At 45.2% G+C, this 24,484-nt stretch carries 15 protein-coding genes; all 15 read left to right on the forward strand.

Translation table 11 applies throughout. The annotated features are described in order from the left end of the window. Positions 1–48: 48 nt before the first annotated feature. The 15 genes from holA to HXT26_RS01960 all read left to right on the forward strand — a co-directional run bounded on the left by holA (position 49) and on the right by HXT26_RS01960 (position 24,453). Positions 49–1,077: a DNA polymerase III subunit delta gene (gene holA / locus HXT26_RS01890; RefSeq protein ID WP_422112052.1), complete on the forward strand. Its 1,029-nt coding sequence runs from the start codon at positions 49–51 to the stop codon at positions 1,075–1,077. An 85-nt stretch (positions 1,078–1,162) separates the two neighbouring features. Further along, on the forward strand, positions 1,163–1,735 hold the full coding sequence (gene tsaE, locus HXT26_RS01895; RefSeq protein ID WP_004106436.1) for a tRNA (adenosine(37)-N6)-threonylcarbamoyltransferase complex ATPase subunit type 1 TsaE: 573 nt from the start codon (positions 1,163–1,165) through the stop codon (positions 1,733–1,735). Between the two features lie 89 nt (positions 1,736–1,824). Then, positions 1,825–2,652: a tRNA (adenosine(37)-N6)-threonylcarbamoyltransferase complex dimerization subunit type 1 TsaB gene (gene tsaB / locus HXT26_RS01900; protein ID WP_004119014.1), complete on the forward strand. Its 828-nt coding sequence runs from the start codon at positions 1,825–1,827 to the stop codon at positions 2,650–2,652. Between the two features lie 25 nt (positions 2,653–2,677). Then, entirely contained in the window at positions 2,678–3,208 is a 531-nt protein-coding gene (gene rimI, locus HXT26_RS01905) for a ribosomal protein S18-alanine N-acetyltransferase (protein WP_112928703.1), read from the forward strand. Between the two features lie 21 nt (positions 3,209–3,229). Next, complete coding sequence (gene tsaD / locus HXT26_RS01910; protein ID WP_004106430.1) at positions 3,230–4,273, forward strand: tRNA (adenosine(37)-N6)-threonylcarbamoyltransferase complex transferase subunit TsaD; 1,044 nt, start codon at positions 3,230–3,232, stop codon at positions 4,271–4,273. Between the two features lie 44 nt (positions 4,274–4,317). Beyond that, a complete protein-coding gene (locus tag HXT26_RS01915) occupies positions 4,318–5,469 on the forward strand; it encodes a tRNA (adenine-N1)-methyltransferase (RefSeq protein ID WP_101886072.1) in 1,152 nt (383 codons plus the stop codon). A gap of 9 nt (positions 5,470–5,478) precedes the next feature. Continuing rightward, positions 5,479–6,036, forward strand: coding sequence for a SixA phosphatase family protein (locus tag HXT26_RS01920; RefSeq protein WP_004119025.1), 558 nt, complete (start codon positions 5,479–5,481; stop codon positions 6,034–6,036). A gap of 118 nt (positions 6,037–6,154) precedes the next feature. Next, positions 6,155–8,533, forward strand: a complete 2,379-nt coding sequence (gene metE / locus HXT26_RS01925; RefSeq protein WP_422112053.1) for a 5-methyltetrahydropteroyltriglutamate--homocysteine S-methyltransferase — start codon at positions 6,155–6,157, stop codon at positions 8,531–8,533. A gap of 3 nt (positions 8,534–8,536) precedes the next feature. Further along, positions 8,537–9,391 (forward strand): methylenetetrahydrofolate reductase [NAD(P)H], encoded by an 855-nt coding sequence (metF, locus tag HXT26_RS01930; RefSeq protein ID WP_410295825.1) that lies wholly within the window; start codon positions 8,537–8,539, stop codon positions 9,389–9,391. A gap of 715 nt (positions 9,392–10,106) precedes the next feature. Next, positions 10,107–17,681, forward strand: coding sequence for a peptidase (locus tag HXT26_RS01935; RefSeq protein ID WP_422112054.1), 7,575 nt, complete (start codon positions 10,107–10,109; stop codon positions 17,679–17,681). 92 nt (positions 17,682–17,773) lie between these two features. Next, positions 17,774–20,962, forward strand: coding sequence for a bifunctional [glutamine synthetase] adenylyltransferase/[glutamine synthetase]-adenylyl-L-tyrosine phosphorylase (locus HXT26_RS01940; RefSeq protein WP_422112055.1), 3,189 nt, complete (start codon positions 17,774–17,776; stop codon positions 20,960–20,962). Positions 20,963–21,042: 80 nt separating this feature from the next. After that, complete coding sequence (locus HXT26_RS01945; protein ID WP_117009003.1) at positions 21,043–21,276, forward strand: hypothetical protein; 234 nt, start codon at positions 21,043–21,045, stop codon at positions 21,274–21,276. Further along, positions 21,276–21,608 (forward strand): type II toxin-antitoxin system RelE/ParE family toxin, encoded by a 333-nt coding sequence (locus tag HXT26_RS01950; RefSeq protein WP_308583203.1) that lies wholly within the window; start codon positions 21,276–21,278, stop codon positions 21,606–21,608. The genes HXT26_RS01945 and HXT26_RS01950 overlap by 1 nt, the downstream gene beginning before the upstream one ends. 141 nt (positions 21,609–21,749) lie before the next feature. Next, positions 21,750–22,985, forward strand: coding sequence for an aspartate carbamoyltransferase (gene pyrB, locus HXT26_RS01955; protein ID WP_004106414.1), 1,236 nt, complete (start codon positions 21,750–21,752; stop codon positions 22,983–22,985). Positions 22,986–23,040: 55 nt separating this feature from the next. Then, the gene (locus HXT26_RS01960) at positions 23,041–24,453 is read left to right on the forward strand and encodes a dihydroorotase (RefSeq protein WP_410295828.1); all 1,413 of its coding nucleotides are present in this window, start codon (positions 23,041–23,043) and stop codon (positions 24,451–24,453) included. Positions 24,454–24,484 lie beyond the last annotated feature (31 nt).

Raw genomic sequence — 24,484 nt, forward strand, 5'->3', positions numbered from 1 at the left:
CGAATGCAATATTATGATGGTTAAGAGTTGGTTGGTTTAAGGAGCATTATGGCAGCAAATAATAAGCGCGCGCAACGCGTTATGCCAGTTACGCTGGTAGTTGGAGGTGACGCTTACTTAAACGAGCTCAATGTTCGAAATGTGCGTGAAAAAGTTCAAAAAAGTGCTCCGGATGCTGAAATTATTGAACTCGATGCGTCAACTGCGGATCAGTACGCATTTGACGAAGCTGTAGGTCCTTCGCTTTTCGGTGACGGAACGATTGTAATAGTAAATAATTTGCAACAAGCAGACGAGTCTTTAGTAGAAGCAATCGAAAATTTCTGCAAACAAGCGCAAAATAGTGAAAATAATTCGCAAAATAGTGAAAATAACGAAAATAATTTTGTAGACTCTTCTGCAACTTGGGTTATTGCACGTCACGAAGGTGGGCTTAAAGGAAAGTCTATTATTACGCGCCTTACGAAAGCTGGCGCAAACACAATTACAGTGCCGGATCTTAAAAAAGACGATGCCAAGCTCAACTTCGTTATGAGCATATTTGAGCGTCACAATCGAAGCGTTGAGCCTCAAGCAGCACAACGTCTTGTGTCAGTTTTGGGAAGTAAAACAGGGGAGCTTGCAGCATTATGCTCGCAATTATGCTTCGACTATGACGATAATCCAATAACGCTTGATATTGTCGACCGATACTTGATTGCAGATCCGCAAGTTACCGGCTTTTTTGTTGCAGATAAAGCTGTTGCAGGTCATGCAGGTTCTGCTGTGCTTGCAGCAAGAACTGCAATTGCTCAAGGAGTTGACGCCATAGCATTAATAGGTGCTTTGGCTGCAAAAGTACGCGTAATTGCGCTCGCAATGGCAATTCGCAACGGCACGATTTCTAGTGCTGAAGCGAAAGTAAACCCGTGGGCTCTTAAAATGGCAATGCGTCAGCTTGCTGGATGGAATAGTGCAGGTGTTTCTAAATGTTTGCAATCTTTAGCTTGGGCGGATGAGCAGTGCAAAGGCGGATCTAGTGATGCGAATTATGCGCTTGAAAAATGTATTATGCTCATTGCGTCTCGAGGAAATTAGAAAGCGTAAATTAAGAATCGTAAATTAAGAATCGTAAATAAGAAACGTAAATTAAGAACTGCAAATTAGAAAGATTGTGTTAAGTATGAAAGAAGAAACGGTGTCAGAACAGCAAAAAGTGTGTACTGTGCCTACAGATACTGATATGCGCGAGCTTGGTAAAGCTGTGGCAAAACTAGTTAAAGAAGGCGACGTTTTGCTGCTTTCTGGTCCTCTTGGAGCTGGTAAAACAACGTTCGCTCAAGGTTTTGGTGCAGGGCTTTCAATTAGTGAGCCGATTGTGTCTCCAACTTTTACGATTGCGCGCGAATTGCATGGCACTTTTGCGGATGGTAAGCCGGCGACGCTAATTCACGTTGATGCTTATCGTTTGGGTGGCGAAGATTTTGCTCCGGGGCAAGATGCTGTTTCGCGTTTGCTTGACGAGCTTGAATCTTTGGGGCTTGACGAAGCTTTGGAAGAGCCAGGAGACGGCACTGTTGTGCTTATGGAGTGGGGTGAGCAAATGGCAGGAGTGCTTGCTGCTGAGCGCTTAGAAGTTCATATTGCAAGACCTATTGACTCTTCGCAAGTAGACGATTTTACTAGCGATGGCGAGCGAATCTTAACTTTGAAAGCTGTTGGCAAGGATTGGCTTAATCGACTTGCAAAATTGTAATTAGAAATACGCGAGTAAATATCGCAACAAATAAATCAAGTTGTGCTAAGCGAGTAAGCTAGTCTGGTACGTGACTTCGAGGAATGAACATGAGTAATACGCTGATTATTGACACATCATTTGGCTCTACTGTTGGAATTGTGGGCCATGAGCCGATTGTTGAAACCGACTCTCGCACTCACGTGGAGCGTTTACAAGTAAATATTGCAAAAGTTGTGGAGGACGCTGGGCTTAAGCCTTCCGATATTAAACGCGTGGTTGTGGGAGTAGGTCCTGCTCCTTTTACAGGACTTCGCGCAGGATTAGTTGCAGCAAAAGCGATTGCATTTGCAAATAATGCTGAAATTTTGGGGTGTGATAGTCTTCTTCCTCAAAGTTTGATGATGCGTTCCGGCGCGTTCGAAGAAGCTCGCAAAAATGGCGTTATTTGCAAGGATTTGCTACTAAATATTCCGAATTCTGTGGATTCTTGCGACTCTAATATTCGTCACTACGTGCTTTCACTAAATGATGCGCGTCGTCGCCAAGTGTACATGTCCTTATACGACAACGAAGGAAATGCGCTAATAGATATGGATATTGACTATCCGCAAAATGTTGTTGCTCGTGTGAATGAGTATTTAGCAAGCAAAACTAACGAAAATTATTGCGTGGATGTGCTCGGACACGGTGCTAAAAAATACGTTGAAGATTGGCGAAATATTGCCAATATTGGCGTTATTGCTGAAGTTTCTGCGCTTGACTTGGGTGTGCAAGGCTTGCAAATTTTCGAGCAGTGCGCTGAGAATTGCGTCGATAAAGATGAGCGCGTAAAAGCTGTTGAACCGCTTTATTTGCGCCGTCCGGACGTGTCTGTGCCAAATCCGCTTAAGCATGTGCTTGGCTCTGGCGAAGCGAATAAGGCAAAAGAAAAATAGAAGCGTTTTAACGATTTGAGTAATTATGATTGTTGATATAACGCGTTCTAAATTTCCAGCAGTAGTCGAGAATTGCAATATAGTTCCAAAGTGCGATTTTACTTGCAATGAGTTAGCGCAAAAAATAGCTCCTATTGAAGCCGACTTGTTTGGCAAAGGCTCATGGAATGAGAGCATGATTTCGCAAGAATTGCAAGCTCCTATGCGCGCGTATTACGCTCAAATCGACGAAAATACGCATACGTTATGCGGGTATGCCGGCTACTGGTTTGACGGCGATGACGCGCAAATAATGACAATTGGCATTGCAAAACAATATCAAAGAAAAGGCCTAGCGTCGGAACTTTTATCAACTATGATCAAAACCGCAGAAAAAATTGGTGCTAAGCGCATGTTGCTAGAAGTGCGAGTTGACAATGTTCCTGCGCTCGCGTTGTATGAACGTTTTGGTTTTAAGAAAATGGGTTTGCGGAAACGTTACTATCAGCCGGAAGGCGTGGATGCGTACACAATGTGCGCTGATCTAACCGCAAAAAATAACGGAACTGAGGAATAACGAGGAATAAAGAGGAATAAAATGAGCGAAGCAATCGTATTGGGGATTGAATCAACTTGTGACGAAACTGCCGCAGCTATTGTGCGCGGACGTACTCTGGTGTCGAATGTGGTGGCATCTTCAATGCAGGAGCATGCGCGCTACGGTGGCGTAATTCCAGAAATTGCTTCTCGTGCGCACGCTGAAGCTTTCGTGCCGGTTGTTTCTAAAGCATTGGCAGACGCAAACATGGATTTAAGCGATGTTGACGCGATTGCAGTAAGCGCAGGTCCTGGTCTTGCTGGCTGCTTAGCTGTGGGAGTTTCGGGAGCTAAAGCACTAGCTTGGGCTGCAAATAAGCCGATTTATGGTATTAATCACGTAATTGGGCATATTGCAGTAACACAATTGCAATTCGGCGACGTGCCGGAAGATGTGCTGGCTTTAATTGTTTCCGGCGGTCACACTTCGCTTCTTCACGTGAACGATATTGCTAGAAGTATTGACGTTGTTGGCACAACTTTGGACGATGCTGCAGGCGAGTGCTTTGACAAAGTTGCGCGTTTGCTTGGGTTCCCATACCCGGGTGGCCCTCATATTGATAGGCATGGAAGGCTTGGAAATCCGGATACTTTGAAAGTTCCGCAAGGCTTGACGCAAGGTCGTTCCGGCAAAGAGCATCCGTACGATTTCAGCTTCTCGGGCGTAAAAACTGCTGTTGCGCGCTGGGTTGAAGCGCGTGAGGCTCAAGGGCTTGAAATTCCAGTTGACGACGTGTGTGCTTCTTTGGCTAATTCTGTGGCGGAAGTGCTTTCACGCAAAGCTATGATGGGCTGCGAGCAGTACGGTTCTAAAACGTTGATGATTGGCGGCGGATTCTCTGCTAATTCGCAGCTTCGTGAGCATTTGCTGGCTTGCGGCAAGGAGCATGGAATTGAAGTGCGTTTGCCAGAGCTTAAGCTTTGCACGGATAACGGTGCGATGGTTGCAATGCTTGGCGTAAATTTGGTAGAAGCAGGGGTTCGTCCTTCTGCTCCCGATTTTGCAATCGATTCTGCAATGCCTCTTACCACTGTGAGCTTATAATAAGTAGCAATAATAAAAGTCGCTTTAAAGTTGCGAGGTGTTTTGTGCAGTCAGTTAATTCGCGTAGTGGTGTGTTACGAGTAGGTGAGAAGATTCAATTCACCGATCGTAAAGGTAAGCGAATTACTGCACAGCTTGTTGTGGGTGGGGTTACACAAACTGAGCACGGTCTTATTTGTCACGACGACGTGATTGGCCAAAGCGAAGGCGTTGTAATTACTACTGTTAGTGCAAAGCGCGAATCTCAGCAAAATAGCGAAAATCAAGAATCTAAAGACCTTTCAAAATCTGGCAATAAGCCTTGGAAAGCAGCTCGCGCTATTGGCGGCTGGGATTATGTAGTTATGCGACCGCGCATGGTTGACTACGTGCTTTCTATGCCTAGAGGCGCGCAAATTATGTATCCGAAAGATATTGCGCAAGTAATCGCTTTAGGAGATATTCGTTCTGGAATGCGCGTTTTGGAGTCGGGCGCTGGCTCTGGTGCTATGAGTTTAAGTCTTTTGGACGCAGTTGGGGAGTGTGGAAAGCTTACTACGATTGAGCTTCGCCCGGATTTTGCGCGCATTGCCGAGTCTAACGCAACTTTGTACTACGGAAAGCGCCCAGAATGGTGGAATTTGCTTACTGGCGATTTTGATTCTGTTGCAAAAACCTTAGATGCGCACAGCGTGGATCGCATTATGCTAGACATGCTTGACCCTTGGAATCGCCTCGAGCAAGCTCATCGAGTTATTGTGCCTGGAGGCGTGCTTGTTGCGTACGTTACGACTACTACGCAAATGTCTCGCATGGCTGAAGCTTTGCGAGAAAGTGGCATGTGGACTGAGCCGGAGATTCAGGAAACATTGGAACGCACTTGGAAAGCTCAAGGTTTGGCGGTTCGTCCGGATCATGCGATGATTGGCCACACTGGATTTTTGATTGTTTCGCGCGCAATGGCTGAAGGTTTTAGCGCTTTGAAAAAGCGTGAGCATGGTACTAAAGATACTGTGAGCGATATTGACGATATGACAGCAGAAGAGCGCGCTGAACAGTTGGAAGACTTGTCTTTGCGTGATATTTCGGATCGTAAATTGCGTAAAGTTTTACGTGATTTAGACGTGCAGCTTGCGCAATTGCCGGAAGATTCGCAGTCGCAAGATTTGCAAGATTCGCAGTCTGCACAACAATCAGCGCTTAATCAAGCTAAGTAGGAGAGCATTATGGCATCACCAATGAAAAAGCTTATGAAGAAAGCACATCATAGTAAGTACGTTTTGTTGCTGATGCGTCATGCTAAAGCTGAGGCTCCTCAAATGGGTGACGACTGGGGTCGTGGTCTTACAGATAAGGGCTTGAAGCAGGCGAAAATTATGGCAAAAGGCTTGGAATCTTTGAAGCTTGTGCCGGATTATATTGTGTGTTCTAGTGCGAATCGCACTGAGCAAACTTTGAAACGCATGTTGAAGCGTTTTGGCGACTCTCCTGTGGTTGAGTCGCGCAAGAGTCTTTACGATGGCGGTATGCAATCTGTTATGGACGAGTTGCAAGCGATTCGAGGCGATGTTCATACGACGATGATTGTTGGGCATGAGCCGACGATGTCTATGGCTGCGCAGTGGCTTTCTTCGCCTGATTCGGATCCGGATGTGCTTGGGGCGATGCGTTTGGGGCTTGCTAATGCGTCTGTTGTGGTGCTTGTGTCTGATCGTCCATTCGCAACTTGCGGCTTGCGCGGTGCCACAGCTCTCGCAATCCTCACCCCCAAATCCTTTGCATAACCACACGAAATTAAGCATATAAATTAAGCTTATAACGACACCCCAAGTTCTTGAATGACCGCATTCAAGCATTTCTTTGCTAGGCTAAAGCGAGTCAAAGAAATTTTTTGGAGGATGTATGTCTGCGGTTTTTACTTCTGTTTCCGGTTTCCCACGTATTGGCGCTAATCGTGAGTTGAAGAAGATTATTGAACGTTACTGGAAGCAGGATGCTTCTTTGGATGAAGTGCGTGAAGTTGCTCAGTCTTTGCGAGCTAAGCATTGGCGTTTGCAAGCTGAAGCTGGGATTGATTTAATTCCAAGTAACGATTTTAGCTACTATGATCAAATGCTCGATACTGCTATTTTGCTGGGTGCTGTGCCTGAGCGTTATCGTAAATTGAATTTTGAGCATGCTGAGGATACGCTTTTTGCTATTGCGCGCGGCTATCAGGGTGAGCGCGGCGATGTGACGGCGTTGCCAATGAAGAAGTGGTTTACTACGAACTACCACTATATTGTTCCGGAAGTTGAGAATCCGGAAGGCTTGCATTTGGCTGGAACTAAGCCTTTTGACGAGTTTTTGGAGGCTCGCGCGCAGGGTTTGGAAACGAAGCCTGTGCTGATTGGCCCGTACACTTTTTTGAAGTTGGCTCGTACTCCTGAAGCGCAGGAGTTGAAAGTAACTGAGTCTGTGATTTCAGCTCTGGCTTTTGCTTATGCGAGTATTGTTAAGCGTTTTGGCGAACTTCACGCAACTTGGCTGCAATTTGATGAGCCTTATTTGGCGCTTGATAAAGAGGAAGGCGATTTGGAGCTTTTTGAAGCTTTGTATAAGCCTTTGCTTGAGGCTAGGGGCGCGGAAGTTAAGCTTCTTCTTAACACGTATTTTGGCAATATTGCTGACGCTTACGAAACTGTGAATAATCTTGGTTTTGACGGTGTTGGCGTTGATTTGGTGGAAGGCAAGGAAGAAAATCTTGCAGCCATTGAGCGTTATGGTGTGAACGAAAAAACTACGCTTTTTGCTGGCGTTGTGAATGGCCGTAATATTTGGCGTAACGATTATGCTGTGAGCCTTGGTTTGGTTGACGCTTTGCGTGAGAATGTTACGGATCGCGTGGCTGTTTCTACTGCTTGCTCGCTTCTTCACGTGCCGTTTAGCACTGTTGGTGAGGATGCTTTGGGTGCGGATGTTTTGCAACATTTTGCTTTTGCTGTTGAAAAGTTGCAAGAGATTCGCGATATCGCAAATCTTGCTGTAGAAAGTGACGAAAGCCGTAAATCGAGTAACGTTTTGGCTAAAAATCAGGCTTTGTTCGACGGTTCGCGCGTGAAAGCAGATTCTGCTGTTGCTAATCGTCTTGCTAATCTTAAAGATTCTGATTTTGTGCGATTGCCGGAAAGGGCAGAACGTCAGCGTTTGCAAAAGGAAGCTCTTGGCTTACCGGATTTGCCAACGACTACTATTGGATCTTTCCCGCAAACTAAGGATATTCGTAACGCTAGAGCTGCTCTTCGTAAGGGCGAGATTTCGCGCGAAGCTTACGACGAGTTTATGCGCAATCGCATTGCCAAGTGCATTGAGCATCAGGAGCAAATTGGCTTGGATGTGCTTGTTCACGGCGAGTTTGAGCGCAACGACATGGTTGAATATTTTGGCCAGCATTTGCGCGGCTTTAAATTTACGAAAAACGCTTGGGTGCAGTCTTATGGTACTCGCTGCGTGAAGCCTCCAATCGTGTGGTCGGATGTTTCTCGCGAGTCTGCGATTACTGTGGCTTGGAGCGCTTATGCCCAAAGCTGCACGAAGCATATTGTTAAGGGCATGCTTACAGGACCTGTGACGATTCTTAACTGGTCTTGGCCTCGCGAGGATATTACTCACGAGCAGCAGACTCAGCAGTTGGCTCTTGCTATTCGCGATGAAGTGTTGGATTTGGAGCGTGCGGGTATTCGTGTGATTCAGATTGATGAGGCTGCTTTGCGCGAAAAGTTGCCACTTCGCCGCTCTGATTGGCATAAGAAGTATTTGGATTGGGCGATTGCTGCTTTCCGCCTTGTTCATTCTGCAGTTGCTGCGACTACGCAAATTCACACGCATATGTGCTATTCGGAGTTTAATGACATTATTCGCGACATTGATGCTATGGATGCGGATGTGATTTCTTTTGAGGCTTCTCGTGGCGACTTGGTTGTGCTTGACGCTATTCACGACGCGCATTTTGAGACTGAGGCTGGTCCTGGCGTTTACGACATTCATTCTCCGCGCGTTCCTGGTAAGGCGGAGCTTGTGGAGCGTATTCACGAGATTTTGCGTAAGATGCCTGCTCAAAAGCTTTGGATTAACCCGGATTGCGGTCTTAAAACTCGAGGCGACGCTGAAACTTGGCCAAGCTTGGAGAATCTTGTCGCTGCTGCTAAAGAGGTCCGTGCGGAGCTTTCTAATAATCAGCAAAGCAACAAGCAAAGCGGAAATCTAAGCGGCAATGTAAGCAACAATCTAAATAGGGGGTGAGCTATGCCGTATAAACCAAAGTTTTCGCTGGAAGTTTTTCCACCTAAGCGCACATCTCCTATTGGTACGATTTACGATACTTTGGATGGCTTGAAGGGTCTTGACCCGGATTTTATTTCGGTTACTTACGGCACTGGAAAGCTGCAGGATCGTACTGCTACTGCGCGTATTGCTCATACGATTCGCTCCGAATATGGCATTGACGCAGTTGCTCATTTAACAGCTCGCTACCTTGATTATGATGCTGTTGATGAAGCTTTGGAAATGTTTGATAATGCTGGCGTTTCCGGTGTTTTGGCTTTGCGTGGCGACGTGATTGCAGGCCAGGAGGCGGCAGGCGTTTTTGAGCATGCCAGCGATTTGGTTTCCTATATTCGTTCAAAGCGCCCGGATTTGCCGATTTTGGGCGCTTGCTACCCGGAGAAGCATCCGGAGGCGGAAAGTTTGCAAGCGGATATTGATAATTTGAAGCGCAAGGTTGATGCGGGTGTTACGCATTTAATTTCGCAACTTTTTTACGATAATGAGGATTTTTTGCGCTTCCGTGATTTAGCTCGTGCTGCCGGCGTTAACGTGCCGATTGAAGCTGGCGTGATGCCTGTTGCGAACGCTTCGCAAGTTAAGCGCATGACGAGCTTGTGTGCGTCTCGAATTACTTCGCAAGTTTCCGCAATGATGGATCGTTGGGGGAGTAATGCTGATTGCTTGCGTGATGCTGGCAGTATTTTTACTTCCCAGCAGATTAACGATTTAATTGCAGAAGGCGTGGATGGCATTCACTTGTATACGATGAATCATCCGGGTATTGCTCGAAGGATTTGGGCGAATGTGAAGCCGCTTTTTACGAAAATTGGGTAGGTTGCAGCGTTTTGGAGTGGCTGTGAGGGTGGGTGTTACTTGTCTCGCAGCGCTCCGCTCTTATACCTTATTTGGACTTAGCGGTTGCATAGTTAAGTTTAGTTTTTTACTTACTTTTTCTGCAGAAATATTATTTATCAACAAGATATTACTATCGCTCCGCTTTTATATTGCTCGACCAAGCAACACCCACCTTCACTACCAGTAAAGCCGCTAGTGTTTTGTGGTGTGGTAGGAGTTTCTGGTGTTGAGTGTGCAGCAGTAATGATGTTAGTGTTCTTTGAACAACAGGTAGTGAGTATTGAAATTTAACATAGAGTGTGTAATGTATACAAATACGCAAAAATGTATAAATGCATAAAATAATTGCGTTTTATACTAAACATGTGTTTAGAATCACCATTAAAACTGTAATCTAGCTTACATTTGTTATGAAAGTTTTCGCCCCAAAAATCTGCTAAAAATGTTGGAATAAAGCCTCTGGGGGGGGGCTTCATAGGCTATACATTATAACAAATACGTTGCAAAATATTCGTATATTCGGTATTATTGAATGTAAATCTCAATAAAAGAGATTGCGCTTTTGAGAGCTGAGCAGAAGTTTCATATGTATTTGACCGTAGTTCGATCAGCGTTTGATTACTGCACAAAGCTCTTCACTAATAAATTCATAAAGACTTGTTCAGAGAGAATCTGGTATTCAAGGAGATACACAATGGCTAATTCAAATTCCGGAAGGCATGCACGCAAGGTTACATTGGATGCTGCAGTAAGTAATGCGATTGCTAAGGCTGTGGATGCACGCAAGGTGGCAGCATTTACGGTTGGAGCCGCTGGCGTGTTGGCTGGTGCGGCGTTCGCTTTTGGAGCAACTCCGGCAATGGCGGCGGAGAATGGTGCTGCGGCTGGTGCGGCTTCGGTTCCTGTTGAGGCTGGTAAGAAGCCTGGTGTTGATAAGAAGGCTGAAGCTGGTAAAAATGCTGATGCTAAGCCTGAAGCTAAGGAAGCTGATAATAAGGATCAGACTGAAGAGAAGTCTGCTACATACGAGAAGACCGACAATAATACTTTAAAGAAGGTTCACAAGGATAATAATAACAAGTCTAAGCTCGAACAGAATTTAACTAAGGAAAAGAAAGTTTCTACGCAGTCTGTAGCAAAGACTGATGGCACTGAGACTGAGCAGAAGACTGTGAACACTGAGTCTGTAGATAATAAGGTTACAGATATCACTTCTGCGGAATCTGGTGCAAAGAAGCTCGCAAAGCGTTCGTTAGAAAATAATCAACCTGATGTCACTGCGCCTGAAAATCAGGATCGCGCTTCTGATGGTGCAGCAAACCAAGATCCTAATAAAATTAATCCTGATACAACGGATACTGCTAATACCAAGATTGAAATTAATGAGAATAACGCTGGCACTATGCCGAACGTGTATGGCTGGGGAAGCTCAGACAATACATACAGCGTAAATGGCGAAAAGCACACTGTTACTTTCCACTTTGCAGCTCCAAAAGATGGTAGCAAGATTACCAGTATTGCTATTTTCCCTTCTAAGACAAATGGTTTCAATAATGCAAAAAGTGAGAGAGGTATTGATTTTTACTCGAAAAATCCAGACAAACACCAAGATTATTCTGGTGAATATATATTTACTGCTAATTCCGACGGATCTGCAACTCTTACGATGAGCACTCTTTTTAGGGATGGTAACCTTAATGGCGGTGCTGAGAAGTATACAGCCAGTCGTTCTATTTTCGTGTATGTAACTAAAGATGGTAGTAGTACAGAAACTATTGCATATAAAACGAATGTATTCCGCGCTGTAACGCTTGTTCCGCCAAAAACTTCTGGATCAGTGGTGCTGAAATATAATCAGCCTCTTACGGCAGAAAAGGTTCAAGCAGCAATTACTGAAGCTGGCAATATTGAGACGGCGCGTAGTGATAAGAAGTCTGTAAATGATCAGCTTTCTGGAACGTTTACGCAAAATATTAACGTAAAGTCTGAAGATGCTTACGACAAGACTACGTTTGAGGCTATTAATAAGGAAACCTCAGCTCAAGGCGCAACAAATAAAACTTATGTAACTGGAGCGAAGACGCTTAACACTTATATGGTTACGGATTTGGGCTTTAAGTCGCAAGCTATTCCGCTTACCGTTGCGCGCTACGATGATCGCATTGACAAGCCGATTGTGGAAGATCCGACTAATCTTTCGGCTGAAGTTAAGGAAGAAATTAAGACGAAGCTTGCCAAGATTAATGGCGTTACAGCAGATAAGATTTCGTTTGATGGAGATAATGCTGTAATCCATTTTGACGGCGTGGATGAAAAAGATGCTCCTAAGATTGCTCTGCGTGACCTTGTGTTAAAGAAGTTTACCGAAGATCAGATTAAGGTTCCTGCAGAAAGTACCGCAACTGTTATCTACAATCCACTCGCTTACTCTGATGCTGAGATTAAGAGCATTAAGAAGGCTATTTACGAAGCTAATAAAGACAACACAGAGCTTGGATTAAGCGCTACCGACTACGAGAAGCAGATTACGCTTTCGTATCTTACTGGCAATCTTACTGCGGCTGGTCATGCAAATCAGGGCATCTCGAATGGTCAGGCAGAAAATACTATTACCGTTAAGATTAAGACCGATAAAGCGGTTGCTGAGTTTAAGTCTGATGTAAAGGCTGGCAAGCTCACGCGTTTGGCGGATATTCGCAAAGATTACGACGTTTCGTGGAAGAATAATAAAATTGCCGGCCGCGACACCGACGAAGGCCTTTCGTGGAGCGAAGACCACAAGACCATCATTTACCGCTACGACCCAACTAAAGCAGAAGGGTTTGATACAAATAAGATTCTTAATTTGTTGAAAGCTACGCCGAAGGATGGCAACGCTGGTTTGCGCGAGCTTACTGGTGGCGAAGCTCTTGCTCATGAAGGCGATAAAGAAAACGCGCAGAAGTCGCATGTGGGCTACGTGATCGACAAGAACGGCCAACCTACAACTGAGTTGTCGCTCGGCAATATGAGCGGTGCTTATTGGCAATATAGTCAGAATGTTTCTAATTCTGGTGAAAATCTTGGCGATTCTGAATCGAATGCAGGATCGTATTCCTGGGATGAAGAAGCTAAGCCGGTAGTAGTTGCTGCTAAAGGAAACAAGGTATATAAAGCGCGCCTGTTTGTTTTGCCGTATGGATTGACGATGTATAGAAACATTTACATCGAAAATGGCAAAAACCCTGGGAATACGCCTAAGGCGATTAACGTTATCTTTGTGCCGCAGACGAATCATAAGACAAGTGATTTGAAGAAGTCGGTTGAGGATCACAAGACTACCCATGTTGAGGGTAAGGAAGTTCCTACTGATTCTGCATACTACAACGCTTCGGACAAGGTAAAGAGCGACTATGATGATGCGTTGAAGGTTGCTAAACAAACGCTTGAAAAAGTTGGTAACACAGCTGATGCTGATTTAACCGAAGCGCTTAAGGCTGAGGTTGATAACGCAACCATTAAGCTGGAAAAAGCTCGCAAAGCTCTTGATGGTGACGCTACCAAGAAAGAGGAGCTTAAGAAATCCATCGATGAGAACGGTAAAGCTGCAGAAGGTCAGCAAGCTGCTACAGGCACGCAAGCAACAAACCAGTTCAAGAATGTGAGCGATCCTGACTTTAAGAAGTCAGATGGTTCTGCCGACACCGACAGGAACGAAGCTGCTAAGAAAGCAAAGACAGCTTACGATGAAGCACTTCAAGCTGCTGAAGCTGCAAGGGACAACAACAACGCCACGCAAAAAGACGTTGACGCTGCTAAGGCAAAGCTTGATGCTGCGCGTAAGGAGCTTGATAAGTACAGCACCAACAAGGATGAGTTGAATAATGCAATCGCTCAGCATGGTAAGGTAAAGACTGGTGATACGTCTAAGCAAGGCGAGGAGAAGCTCAAGACCGCTGACCCAGCATATCAAAACGCAACTGAAAAAGAGCGTACAGCTTATGATAACGCTGTAAAGAAAGCAAATGATCTTTCTAAGGATCCAAGCGCTTCTCAAAAGGACGTTAATGCAGCTATTGATGAGCTTCAAAAAGCCAAAGCAGCTCTTGACGCTAAAGCAACCGATAAGTCGCAGCTTATAACTGCCGAAAAGCTCACCTTTGATAATCCTAATAATGATGCAAGCAAGCAGAGTACCTTCTACAAGAATGCCGCTGCGAAGAAAGACACCGACCCTGCTGCTAAAACTGCTGTTGAAAACTATGACACTGCGTTAGCTAAGGCTCGTGAGGTTCTTAAGAAAGATAATGCAACTCAAAAAGAAGTTAATGATGCTAAAGATGCATTAACTAAGGCCGAAAACGCTCTGCATGAGAATTATAAGTCCGATGCTAACGATCTTACGAAAGCTCTTGCAGACAACTTTAGCGGATATCTGATGCCAGCCTACTTCAACGCTTTCGATAAGGCGCAAGCTGGAGACACTGATGCTAAGAAAGCATTCAAAGATTACAACGATGCTTATCAAAAAGCTAAGGCTCTGAAGGAAAAGTTTGCTAAAACTAATCCAGCTGAGCAGCCAACTGCTACAGACATCGCCGATGCAAAGAAAGCTCTTGAAGATGCTCGTAAAGTCATCGACAAGTATGCAACTAATACCAGCAGGCTTTCGGCAGCTGTGTTTAATGACCTTGCTATAAAGCTCAGCCCTGCGTATAAGAATGTATCTGAAGCTGATGCAAGCGCGGATGCAAAGGCTGCTAAGAAGAAGTATGACGATGCCGTAAAGAAGCTACAACAGGCGCTTGAGAAAAAGATGCCTAAGGATCAAGCAGATGGTAATGATATTCCTGATACAAATACTCCTGATAAGGATGGCAACCCTGACAGCGGAGACTACCTGAAGAATATTCAGGCACACGCACAAGGCGAGCCTCTGGATAGGGATGTTGACGCTATCCTTAAGGAAATGAACGCTGCAGCTGCTGAGTTGAATAAGTTTGCAACCAAGACTGACGCGCTGCTTAAGTCTGTTAACGAGGATGATGCAACCAAGCAGACTCCTGCGTATAAGAATGCTTCTGTGCCTGATTTCAAGAATGATGATGGCACTGAGAATGCAACTAAGAAAGAAGCAGCTAAAAAGGCTGTAGACGATTATGGCAAAGCTCTTAATGAAGCTAAGGAATTGCTCAAGAATCCTGCTGCAACTCAGAAGGAAGTCAATGATGCGTTGAAGAAGCTTGATGAAGCACGCAAGGCTCTCGACGCTTACAACACCGACACCGCCAAGCTTGTGGAAAGCGTAAAGAAGCACGGCTCTACAGAGGGCCCTGCAGCTACAGAAGGAACGCAAACTTCTGATGCGTATCGCAATGCGTCTGATCCTCACTTCATGAAGGCGGATGCAACTGACCCAACTAAGTTAGTTGAAGATACCGAGAGGAACAACGCTGCTAAGGAAGCCAAGAAGGCGTATGATGAAGCTTTGACAAAAGCTCAGGAGCTTTTGAAGAAGCATGACAGCGCTGACACGCCGCAAGACGCAAAGCCAACTCAAAAAGACATCAACGCCGCACTTAAGGCTCTCGACGATGCTCGTACTGAGATTGAGAAGTATAAGACTGTTACTACTGATCTTGAGACAGAAACTAAGAAGTCTACTCCAGAGCATGCTGCTGTTACTGAAGGCGACTTCGAGAATACGCCTGAGTTCCAGAATGCTGATGCTAAGAAGAAGGATGGCGCTGACGGTAAGAAGGTAGACAATGATGATGTGAAAGCGTACAAGGATGCTTTGGCAAAGGCACGCAAGTTGGCGCAAGATAACACATCCAATACGCTCAGCGATCATCCAACTCAGAAACAGATTGATGATGCTCTTGAGGCCTTGAAGCAAGCTAAGCAAGCTATTACCGACGGCTATAAGACAAACGTTGATAAGCTTAAGCAAGCTAAGGAATACGCAGAAGATGTATTCAAGAAGACTCCTGAATACAAGAATGCTGAAGCAATCAAGGCTGACGCTAACAACGCAAAGCATGATCAGGCTGGAAAGGACTTGGGCGATGCTACTAAGCAAACTGGTTTTGAAGGTCAGATTGCTAAGATTGCTGAAAAGCTTAAGGATACTAGCAAGCTTACTCAGCGTGAGGTTGATGCGTTAGTAAAGCAGCTCAATATTGCTCAGAAGAAGATTGCTGACAGCTACAAGACCAACGTTGACAAGCTTAATAACGAGGTCGGTGATAAGGATCAAGACGGCAAGCCTGTAACTCCTAAGTTTGAAGAGTCGATTCCGTACAAGAACGCTCTTGAAAAGAAGAACGCTGGCGACGCTGATGCGACTGCAAAGCTGGAAGCTTACAACGAAAAGCTCAAAGCTGCGCAGGAACTCATCAACAAGGTGAATAATCCTGATCCAAATGTTGAAGCTGATAAACAGCCAACTCAAAAAGAAGTTGATGATGCTCTTAAGGCTTTGCAAGATGCTAAAAAGGCAATCGACGACAGCTTCGGTACTAAGATTGACGATTTGAAGACTGAAGCTGCGAAGTCTACTGCCGATACGACAGATCCTACTGCTAAGCCAACTGCTGGGTCATTTGAGAGTACTACTGAGTATCAGAATGCGCTTGCTAAGAAGACTGATGACGGCAAGGATAATGCTGACGTTACTGCTTATAAAGAAGCGTTGAAGAAAGCTAGGACTTTGCTTGAAAAGTTTGGTGATGACGGTAAACCAAAGCCTGGTGCTAAGGATGTTCCAACTCAGCAAGAAGTTGACGAGGCTCTTAATAATCTGAAGGAAATTAAGGATAAGATTACTAAGAACTACGTCACTAGCCCGCACGACTTGCAAGAAGAAGTTGATAAGTCTAAGGACGGCAAGGACGACACCAGCACCGACGTGTTCGAGAACACTCCAGAGTTCAAGAACGCGACTGCGAAGGGTGATGAAGCTGCCAAGAAGGCACTAGATGCCTACACCGAAAAGCTCAAGGCTGCCAGGAAGCTTCTTGATGCCTTTGATCGCACTACTGGCAAGCCAAAGGGTAAGCTTCCAGACGGCATGGATAAGGCTCCAACCCAGCAGGAACTTGACGCTGCTTTGAAGGATCTTCAGGATGCCAAGAAGAAGATTACTGACGGCTACAAGACTAATAAGTCTGATTTGAACACTGAAGCTGGCAAGGATTCTGACTTCACTAAGACACCTGAGTACGTAAATGCTCAAGCTAAGGGTGATGACGCGTCTAAGCAGGCTCTTGAGGATTACAAGAAGGCTCTTGAGGATGCGAATAAGGTTCTCGGCGATAAGAATGCAACCCAGGCTCAGGTTGATGATGCTTTGAAGAAGCTTCAGGATGCTAAGTCTAAGCTTTCTGATGGTTATAAGACTGATAAGACTGATCTGACTGCTGAAGCTGGTAAGGATTCTGATTTCACTAAGACGCCTGAGTATCAGAATGCTCAAGCTAAGGGTGATAACGCGTCTAAGCAAGCTCTTGACGCCTACAAGAAGGCGCTCGAAGACGCTAACAAGGTTCTCGACGATAAGAATGCAACGCAGGCTCAGGTAGACGAGGCTTTGAAGAAGCTCCAGGATGCTAAGAAGAAGCTTACTGATTCTAATAAGACTGATAAGTCTAAGCTTCAGACTGAGGCGGATGCTGATGCTAAGTTCCGTGATTCTGTATTCTTTATGATTGGAATGACTGAGGATATTGACGCGTATAACACGGCTTTGGCTGAGGCTAACAGTGTGCTTGCAGATCCTAACGCTACTCAGGCTCAGGTTGATGAGGCTTTGAGGAAGCTTCAGGCTGCTAAGGATAAGATTAATCACCCGTTTGGTATTGATAGTGGTGTTGGAAGCGGCTCTGGCTCTGTGGTTGATTCTGGCTCTGGCTCTGCTGCTGGTTTCGAGACTACTGATTCTCAGAGTGCTTCGGTTGATAAGACTGCTTTGAGAGTTGAGGTTAATAATTCTGAAGCAGATTCTTCTGCTGCGTCTAAGGCGAATACTGCTGCTGCTAGAGCTTATAGAAAGGCTTTGGCTGAAGCTAAGCGTGTGCTTGCTGATAAGAATGCTACTCAGGCTCAGGTTGATGAGGCTTTGAGGAATCTTAAGGCTGCTAAGGCTACGTTGCGTAATGCTTCCGGTAATGCTAGTGGTCTTGCTAAGACGGGTGCTGCAACTGGCTTGTTTGCAAGTCTTGCCGCAGTCTTCTCCGGACTTGGTGTTGCAGGCGTAGCTTCTCGCCGCCGCAAGCACTCTAACGAGTAGTCTTGCGCCGTAATTAAGCAAATTCCCTCGCAGGTTATCTTCCGATAATCCGCGAGGGATTTTTGTACACCACCACAATGTAAAGTTGCGGTATGGAAAGTGCGAACAGAACAGATAGTACAACTACTGAAACCAACTGCAACGAAAGCAACACAAACTCTTCCGCACTCACCTCAAGAAGCCTTATTAAAGCGGGCTTTGCTCGCCCGGATGCTGCACGTTGCGCAATGATGGCAATACGCAAAAACTGCAATAAAATATCGTTTGAAACACTACTAAGAAGCGCGCTTACAGTTGAAGATCCAGATTCTGCATTGCTTTCATTGCAAGATTTAAGTGAAGCATACCCCGAAATAATAAATAATATTTCAACTTCAAATTCGCAAGTATCTGACTCATTAACAAGCCTAATGCAAGTATTAGGTGCGTCTAACGCGTTGGCAATGCTTATGCGCACAAGACCTAATCTTGTAAAAGCTGCAGCAAACGACCCGAATCATCTTTTTGCAATGACTAGGGAAGAACGCGTAAAAGACTTACTCGAAGCAATACAAGCTTACACTGCAACAGTTGTTTCTTCTGAAAGCAGCGATTCTAACACAATTTACTTAACATCACTCGGCTTTGCACAAGCAGTTTCTGCGCTTCGTGCGCGCTACCGTGAGCATGTTGCTGCAATTATGGCGGCTGATTTAGCGAGCGCTGACCCTGTTGAAGTGCAGCCAGATATTAGTCGTAAGCTTTCCGACGCTGCCGATGCTGTTTTAGAGGCAGCGTTGTCTATTTCGCGAGGACAGGTTACTGGTTCTTCCGCATGCAGATTTGCGATTATTGCTATGGGCAAGCTTGGAGCGCAAGAAATTAACTACGTTTCCGATATTGATTTGATTTATGTTGTGGAACCTGCGGATTTAAGCAACAAGCAGAACCAGGATGCTGCTTTGCGCGTTGGTGTTTCTATGGCAATGGTTTTGCAAAAAGTATGCCAGTCGGTGGTTATGGGCTCTGTGGAGCCTCCGCTTTGGCAGATTGATACTGCGCTTCGCCCGGAAGGTAAGGATGGTCCTCTTGTTCGTAGGCTTGATTCTCATAGAGAATATTATGAAAAGTGGGCGAGTAGCTGGGAGTTTCAGGCGCTTTTGAAGTCGCGCCCTGCAGCAGGGGATGCGGATCTTGGAAAGGCTTATCGCGATATGGTAGAGCCGTTTATTTGGAAGGCTTCTGGTCGTGAGCATTTTGTAGCTGACTGCCAGCATATGCGTCAGCGTGTGGAGTCGCTTATTCCGGCTTCTCAACGCGATTTGGATATGAAACTTGGTAAAGGCGGCTTGCGCGATGTTGAGTTTACTGTGCAAATGCTGCAGCTTGTGCACGGAAGTGAGGATGAGTCGCTTCGAGTAAGGGATACTATTTCCGCTTTGCAAGCGTTGGCTCAAGGTGGCTACGTCTCTAGGTCTCAGGCGGCGCTATTGGCAGAACACTACCGTTTTGAGCGTGTTCTTGAGCATCGTCAGCAAATGTGGAGTATGCATCGCACGCATTTGTTCCCAGATTTGGGTGCGCAAGGAAACGGCGGCTTGGATCGCGCGCGCACAATTTCTACAGAGCAGCTTAACAACAATGAGCAGATTTGCCGACTTGCTCGTGCTGTGCGGCTTCGTCCGGAAGAGTTAGTTGCGCGTTTTGATAAAGCTCGTCGTGAAATTCGGCACTTGCATAAGGATATTTACTACCGTCCGATGCTTCCTATTAACGCTCAAACGGATGCGGATCCTATTGTGCTTTCGCCGGAGGCTGCTCGCGCGCGTTTTGCTTCTATTGGTTTTGCGGATGCTCGCGCAGCACAGTTGCATGTTGAAGCGCTTACAGAGGGGCTTTCTAGGGCTGCTAAAATTCATAGAATTTTGCTTCCGGCAGTGTTGAAGTGGCTTGGCGACGGGCAGAATCCAGATATGGGTTTGCTTGCGTGGCGGCGTCTTGCTGAGCGTTTTGGCGGAAAGAACACGTATCTTGGTTTTTTGCGTGATTCTCCTTCCGCAGCTCAGCGTCTTTGCCACGTTTTGGCGGATTCGCGCTATCTTGGCGACGCTATGATGCAGTCTATGCAGTCTATTACTTGGCTTGGTGACGACGAAGCGTTATCTGCGCGCGATAGGGCAAGTCTTGACATGCAAACTAGTGCAATGGTTGCGCGTTATGCAAGTAATATTGCGGATTTTGCGCAGTCTTTGCGCGCTCTTCGCCGGCAGGAAATTGAGCGAGTAGCTTTAGCTTGGATGTGTGGTCTAATTGATGACGATACTTCTATGCTTGCAATGAGTGATGTGTTTGATGCTATTTTAGATGCGACTTTGCAATGGTCTATGCGTGAAGCTGTGTCAGTCATGAATTTGAATGCTCCTCAAGCTGAAATTGCTATTATTGCTTTAGGTCGCTACGGTGGTAGAGAAGTAAACTTCTGTTCTGATGCAGATATTATGGTAATTTACAAGCCGGTTGGTGAAGATTGCGATTTAAACGCAGCTCACCGCTTTGCGCAAAAAACTGTAGATATTTTGCGTAATATTTTGCAAGGTCCTCTTACGCTTGAACCAAAAATCATGGTCGATTTGGATTTGCGTCCGGAAGGAAAAGACGGTCCGCTTGTTCGTTCGCTAGAATCTTGCGAAAAGTATTATCGTCAATGGGCTAGCACTTGGGAGCATCAAGCGTTGTTGCGAGCGCGTTTTGCTGCAGGTTCTAAGGAGTTGGCGGATGCTTTGCTTAACGGAGTTGTAAACGAATTGCGTTACGCTGCAAATCCTCTTAGTGAATCTCAGCTTGCTGAAATTCGTAAGCTTAAAGCTCGCATGGAAGCGGAGCGTTTACCTCGAGGAGTTAGTAGGGACAGGCATTTGAAGCTTGGTCGCGGCGGTTTAAGCGATGTTGAGTGGACTGTGCAATTGATGCAATTGCAATATGCTTCAAAGTATGAATCTTTACAAGTAGTTGGAACTATGCAAGCGTTGAAAGCATTGCAATCTGAGCATTTTATAAGCGACGAGGATGCTGAAGTTTTAAGCCGCTGCTGGCATATGTGTTCTGCAGTGCGCAACGCAAACTTCTTGTGGTCTGGATCAATGGCTCGCGCAGATATTATTCCAACTGACTCGTATTCTTTGGGCGGAATAGCAACTTACCTTGGCTATGAGCCGAACCAGGGTCGCGTTTTTGAAAACGATCTTTTAGCAACTATGCGTCAGTGCCGCGAAATCATGTCTCGTCTTTTCTACGCTCGCTAATTTCTCAATCTTTAGTCGCTTCACATTTATTGTTGCATTCTCTTCTTTAGGATATAATTACAGGACGGGAGGTGATTTTAATGAAAAATGCAGTAATAAGTAATGATGTAAAAGAAAGAGCTAATTCTTCAGTTTTTTATGCTGATGCTTCTGCACCTATAAAACAAGCAGTCAGTAGTGAAAATTTAGAAGAAAATGACGAATTATTATCTACTGATTTTGCTGCAAAACTTATGCATAGTTATAAGCAGTCAGTTTCTGGTTTAGCGCGCCCATATGCGGATGTTTTTGCTGAGTTAGAAAAGGGCTTGTAATGAGTTCTTTTAATATTCTTGTTACTCAAGATGCAGAAAATGATTTAAAAAATATAAGAGACTATATTGCATCTAATATCTCTAAGAAAACTTCCGTAAGAATTATTAATCTTATTAAATCTAGTATTGAAAGACTGTCTCTTTTTCCTCAGTTTGCGCCTGCAGTCAAGTATGAGCCTTGGAATTCACTTGGCATGCGTCGTATAGTTGTAAAGAATTTTCTTGTTTATTACAGAGTTGTTTTAGAAGAAAATACAGTTTATATTTTGAAGGTTACTTATGGTAGACGTAATCAACAAACTGTATTGGAACAAATAGATTTATTGGATTAAGTACTTATTAAATGTTGCATTATAAGTTATAATTCTACGCCACTCCGTATATAGATTCGTCAACGCTAATCAGTAAAATTGCGTAGGTCGCGTGTGGTTGCGACCGTCTTGCCAATTGACGGAAGGTGAGCGGTACTTATTATGACGAACGCAATTTCTAGTTCTTTGCATCAAACTTTTTCTCGCAGCACAATTGCAAATTCTCTAGCTGGCAAAAGTGTTGTTACATTAGACGATATTTCAACTGCGCAAATACGAATGCTCTTAGACAAAGCGCGATACATTGATTCGCACCGTAAAGAAGTGGCTCACACTTGCGATGGCAGAGTGTTGGCCACTCTTTTTTATGAGCCGAGCACGCGCACTCGCTTAAGCTTCGAAACAGCAATGCTGCGTTTAGGCGGAAAGGTAATCGGTTTTGCAGGTGCGCAACTTTCCAGCGCAAGCAAGGGTGAAACTGTAAACGATACTTTGAAAGTCGTGTCTAATTATGTTGATGTTGTTGCAATGCGTCACCCAAAGGAGGGTGCTGCTTTCGTTGCTACGCAAGCTGTGAGCACGCCTATTATTAACGCAGGTGACGGCGGCCACATGCACCCAACTCAAACTCTTGCAGACTTGGCAACTATTCTCGCGCGTTTTGGTCGCCTTAATAATCTCACTGTCGGTTTGTGCGGCGACTTAACTTATGGACGCACAGTTCACTCGCTTATTGAAACTTTGTGCCGCTTTGGAAACGTTCATTTTGTGCTGATTAGCCCGGATGAGCTTAAAACTCCGCAGTACGTAATCGACCGCATTAATGACACTCCTTCGTGCACTTACGAAGAAACTCGCGACTTGATGGAAGTTATTGGCAAGCTTGACGTGCTTTACATGACTCGCGTGCAAGAAGAGCGTTTTACGGATCGCGAGCAATACTTGCGACTTCGTGACACGTACATTTTGACTGAAGAAAAATTGCAAAAAGCAAAGTCGCATATGCCTGTGCTGCATCCGCTTCCTCGAATTAACGAGATTTCTGTTGATGTTGATGACGATCCTCGCGCAGCATATTTTGAGCAGGTTAAAAACGGTATGCTTATGCGTATGGCTTTGGAAAGTTCCGTTCTTGGAGACGAGCTTTGCGGCTACGAACCAACTGATTTTGTAAACGTGCCAGAAGACGAATTGCAAGCAGTTGACGCACACGGAATTTCATTAACGGATCCTCGCGTGCACGTAACAGACGTGAATGCGCCTGAAGATCTTACTTGCCCGAATCCTCGTTGCATAACAAACAGCGAACTAACTCTTAAACGCAAGTTCTACAAAGCTGATTCTGACAGTCACGAGTATCGTTGCATGTATTGCGACGAAGAAGCAGAAACTAAATAAAAAATTTAATAATATTATTATATAACTGTAAAAATTACGCAAAACCAGGAGTGAAATGAACGAATCAGGCACCTTAACTTTGCGCAATATCTCTGTGTGGGATACTGGCGAACGTATTGATCTTATTGTTGATGGCGTTCGTCAGGATGCCCTTATAGAGCAGAATGCGCGCGTTACTGGCGACATTGACGCAAGCGATTGGGTTGTTGCTCCTGGTTTTGCAGATCCGCATGTGCATTTTAGAGATCCAGGTCAAACAGCAAAAGAAACAATGATGACCGGCAGTGAGGCTGCTGCGGCTGGCGGTTATACGCAAGTTTTGATTATGCCAAATACTGTTCCAGCTCTTGACGGCGAGCCTTGGGAAGATGCTCCATTTGATGTAGATAATGTAGTTGACTATTTGCAGCGCTATGGTTGCATTTACGGCGTAAAATTGCCAGTTCGCTACGATTTGAGCGTGTGCGCATCATTGGGGCGTAAAGGCTTAAAACCAAGCAATATTGAGCTTTGGAAAAAGTATGTTGCTGGAATCGACGATGACGAAAAAACTTCTCCTATGAAAAAGCACCCGATTACTGCTATAAGCGACGACGGTGCTGCAGTGCCTGAACCGATTTTGCGAGATGTGTTAGCTATGGCAAAACAAACTGGTTTGCCATTCGTGGAGCATTGTGAGCATCATGATACGGGAGCTGTGAACGAGGGTCCGATCGCAAAAATGCTTGGTGTTGGTGGAATTCCAGCTTCTACTGAGCTTGCAATTGTTCAGCGAGATATTGATGCTTCCCGCAAAACTGGCGTACATGTGCATTTCCAGCATGTGAGCACTGCTGCTGCGTTTGAAGCTATTCGTAAGGCAAAGAAAGAGGGTTTGCCGATTACGTGCGAAACTGCGCCTCACTATCTAGCTTTGTGTGATGAGGATGTTTTGCGATATGGTGCTATGGCTAAGATGAATCCTCCTCTTCGTTCAAAAGCGGACAGGCAAGCAACGCTCGCTGCTATTGCGGATGGCACAGTTGACATGATTGCAACGGATCACGCGCCTCACACTGCGGAAGAAAAGTCAGGAGATTTTGCAAGCACTCCTAACGGAATTATTGGACTTGAGTGCGCGTATGGCGTGTGCCGCAAAGTTTTGGTTGATGCAGGATATACGGACGATAAGCATTTAATCGAATTAATGGCAGTAAATCCAATGCAATTGATGAGCAGAAGACCTACTGATATTGCGGCTTTGCTTAACGTTTCTTCGCGATGCGCAAACAAGCGAACGCTGCGTTTAAGTATTACTGAGCACCCTGAAAACGTTGATTTAGTGCTGATTAATATGCGCGAAAATTGGGCGGTTGACGCAAATTCGTTCCATTCAAAAGCTCGAAACACTCCTTTTGATGGATGGCAACTTACGGGCAGGCCTGTTGCGACGATTATTGGTTCAGAAATTGCTTTCTCGAGAATGTGATTGATTAAATATAAATTTGGAATGGTAGTAA

This window comes from Gardnerella sp. DNF00497B (assembly GCF_049262725.1).
Lineage (GTDB): Bacteria > Actinomycetota > Actinomycetes > Actinomycetales > Bifidobacteriaceae > Bifidobacterium > Bifidobacterium leopoldii.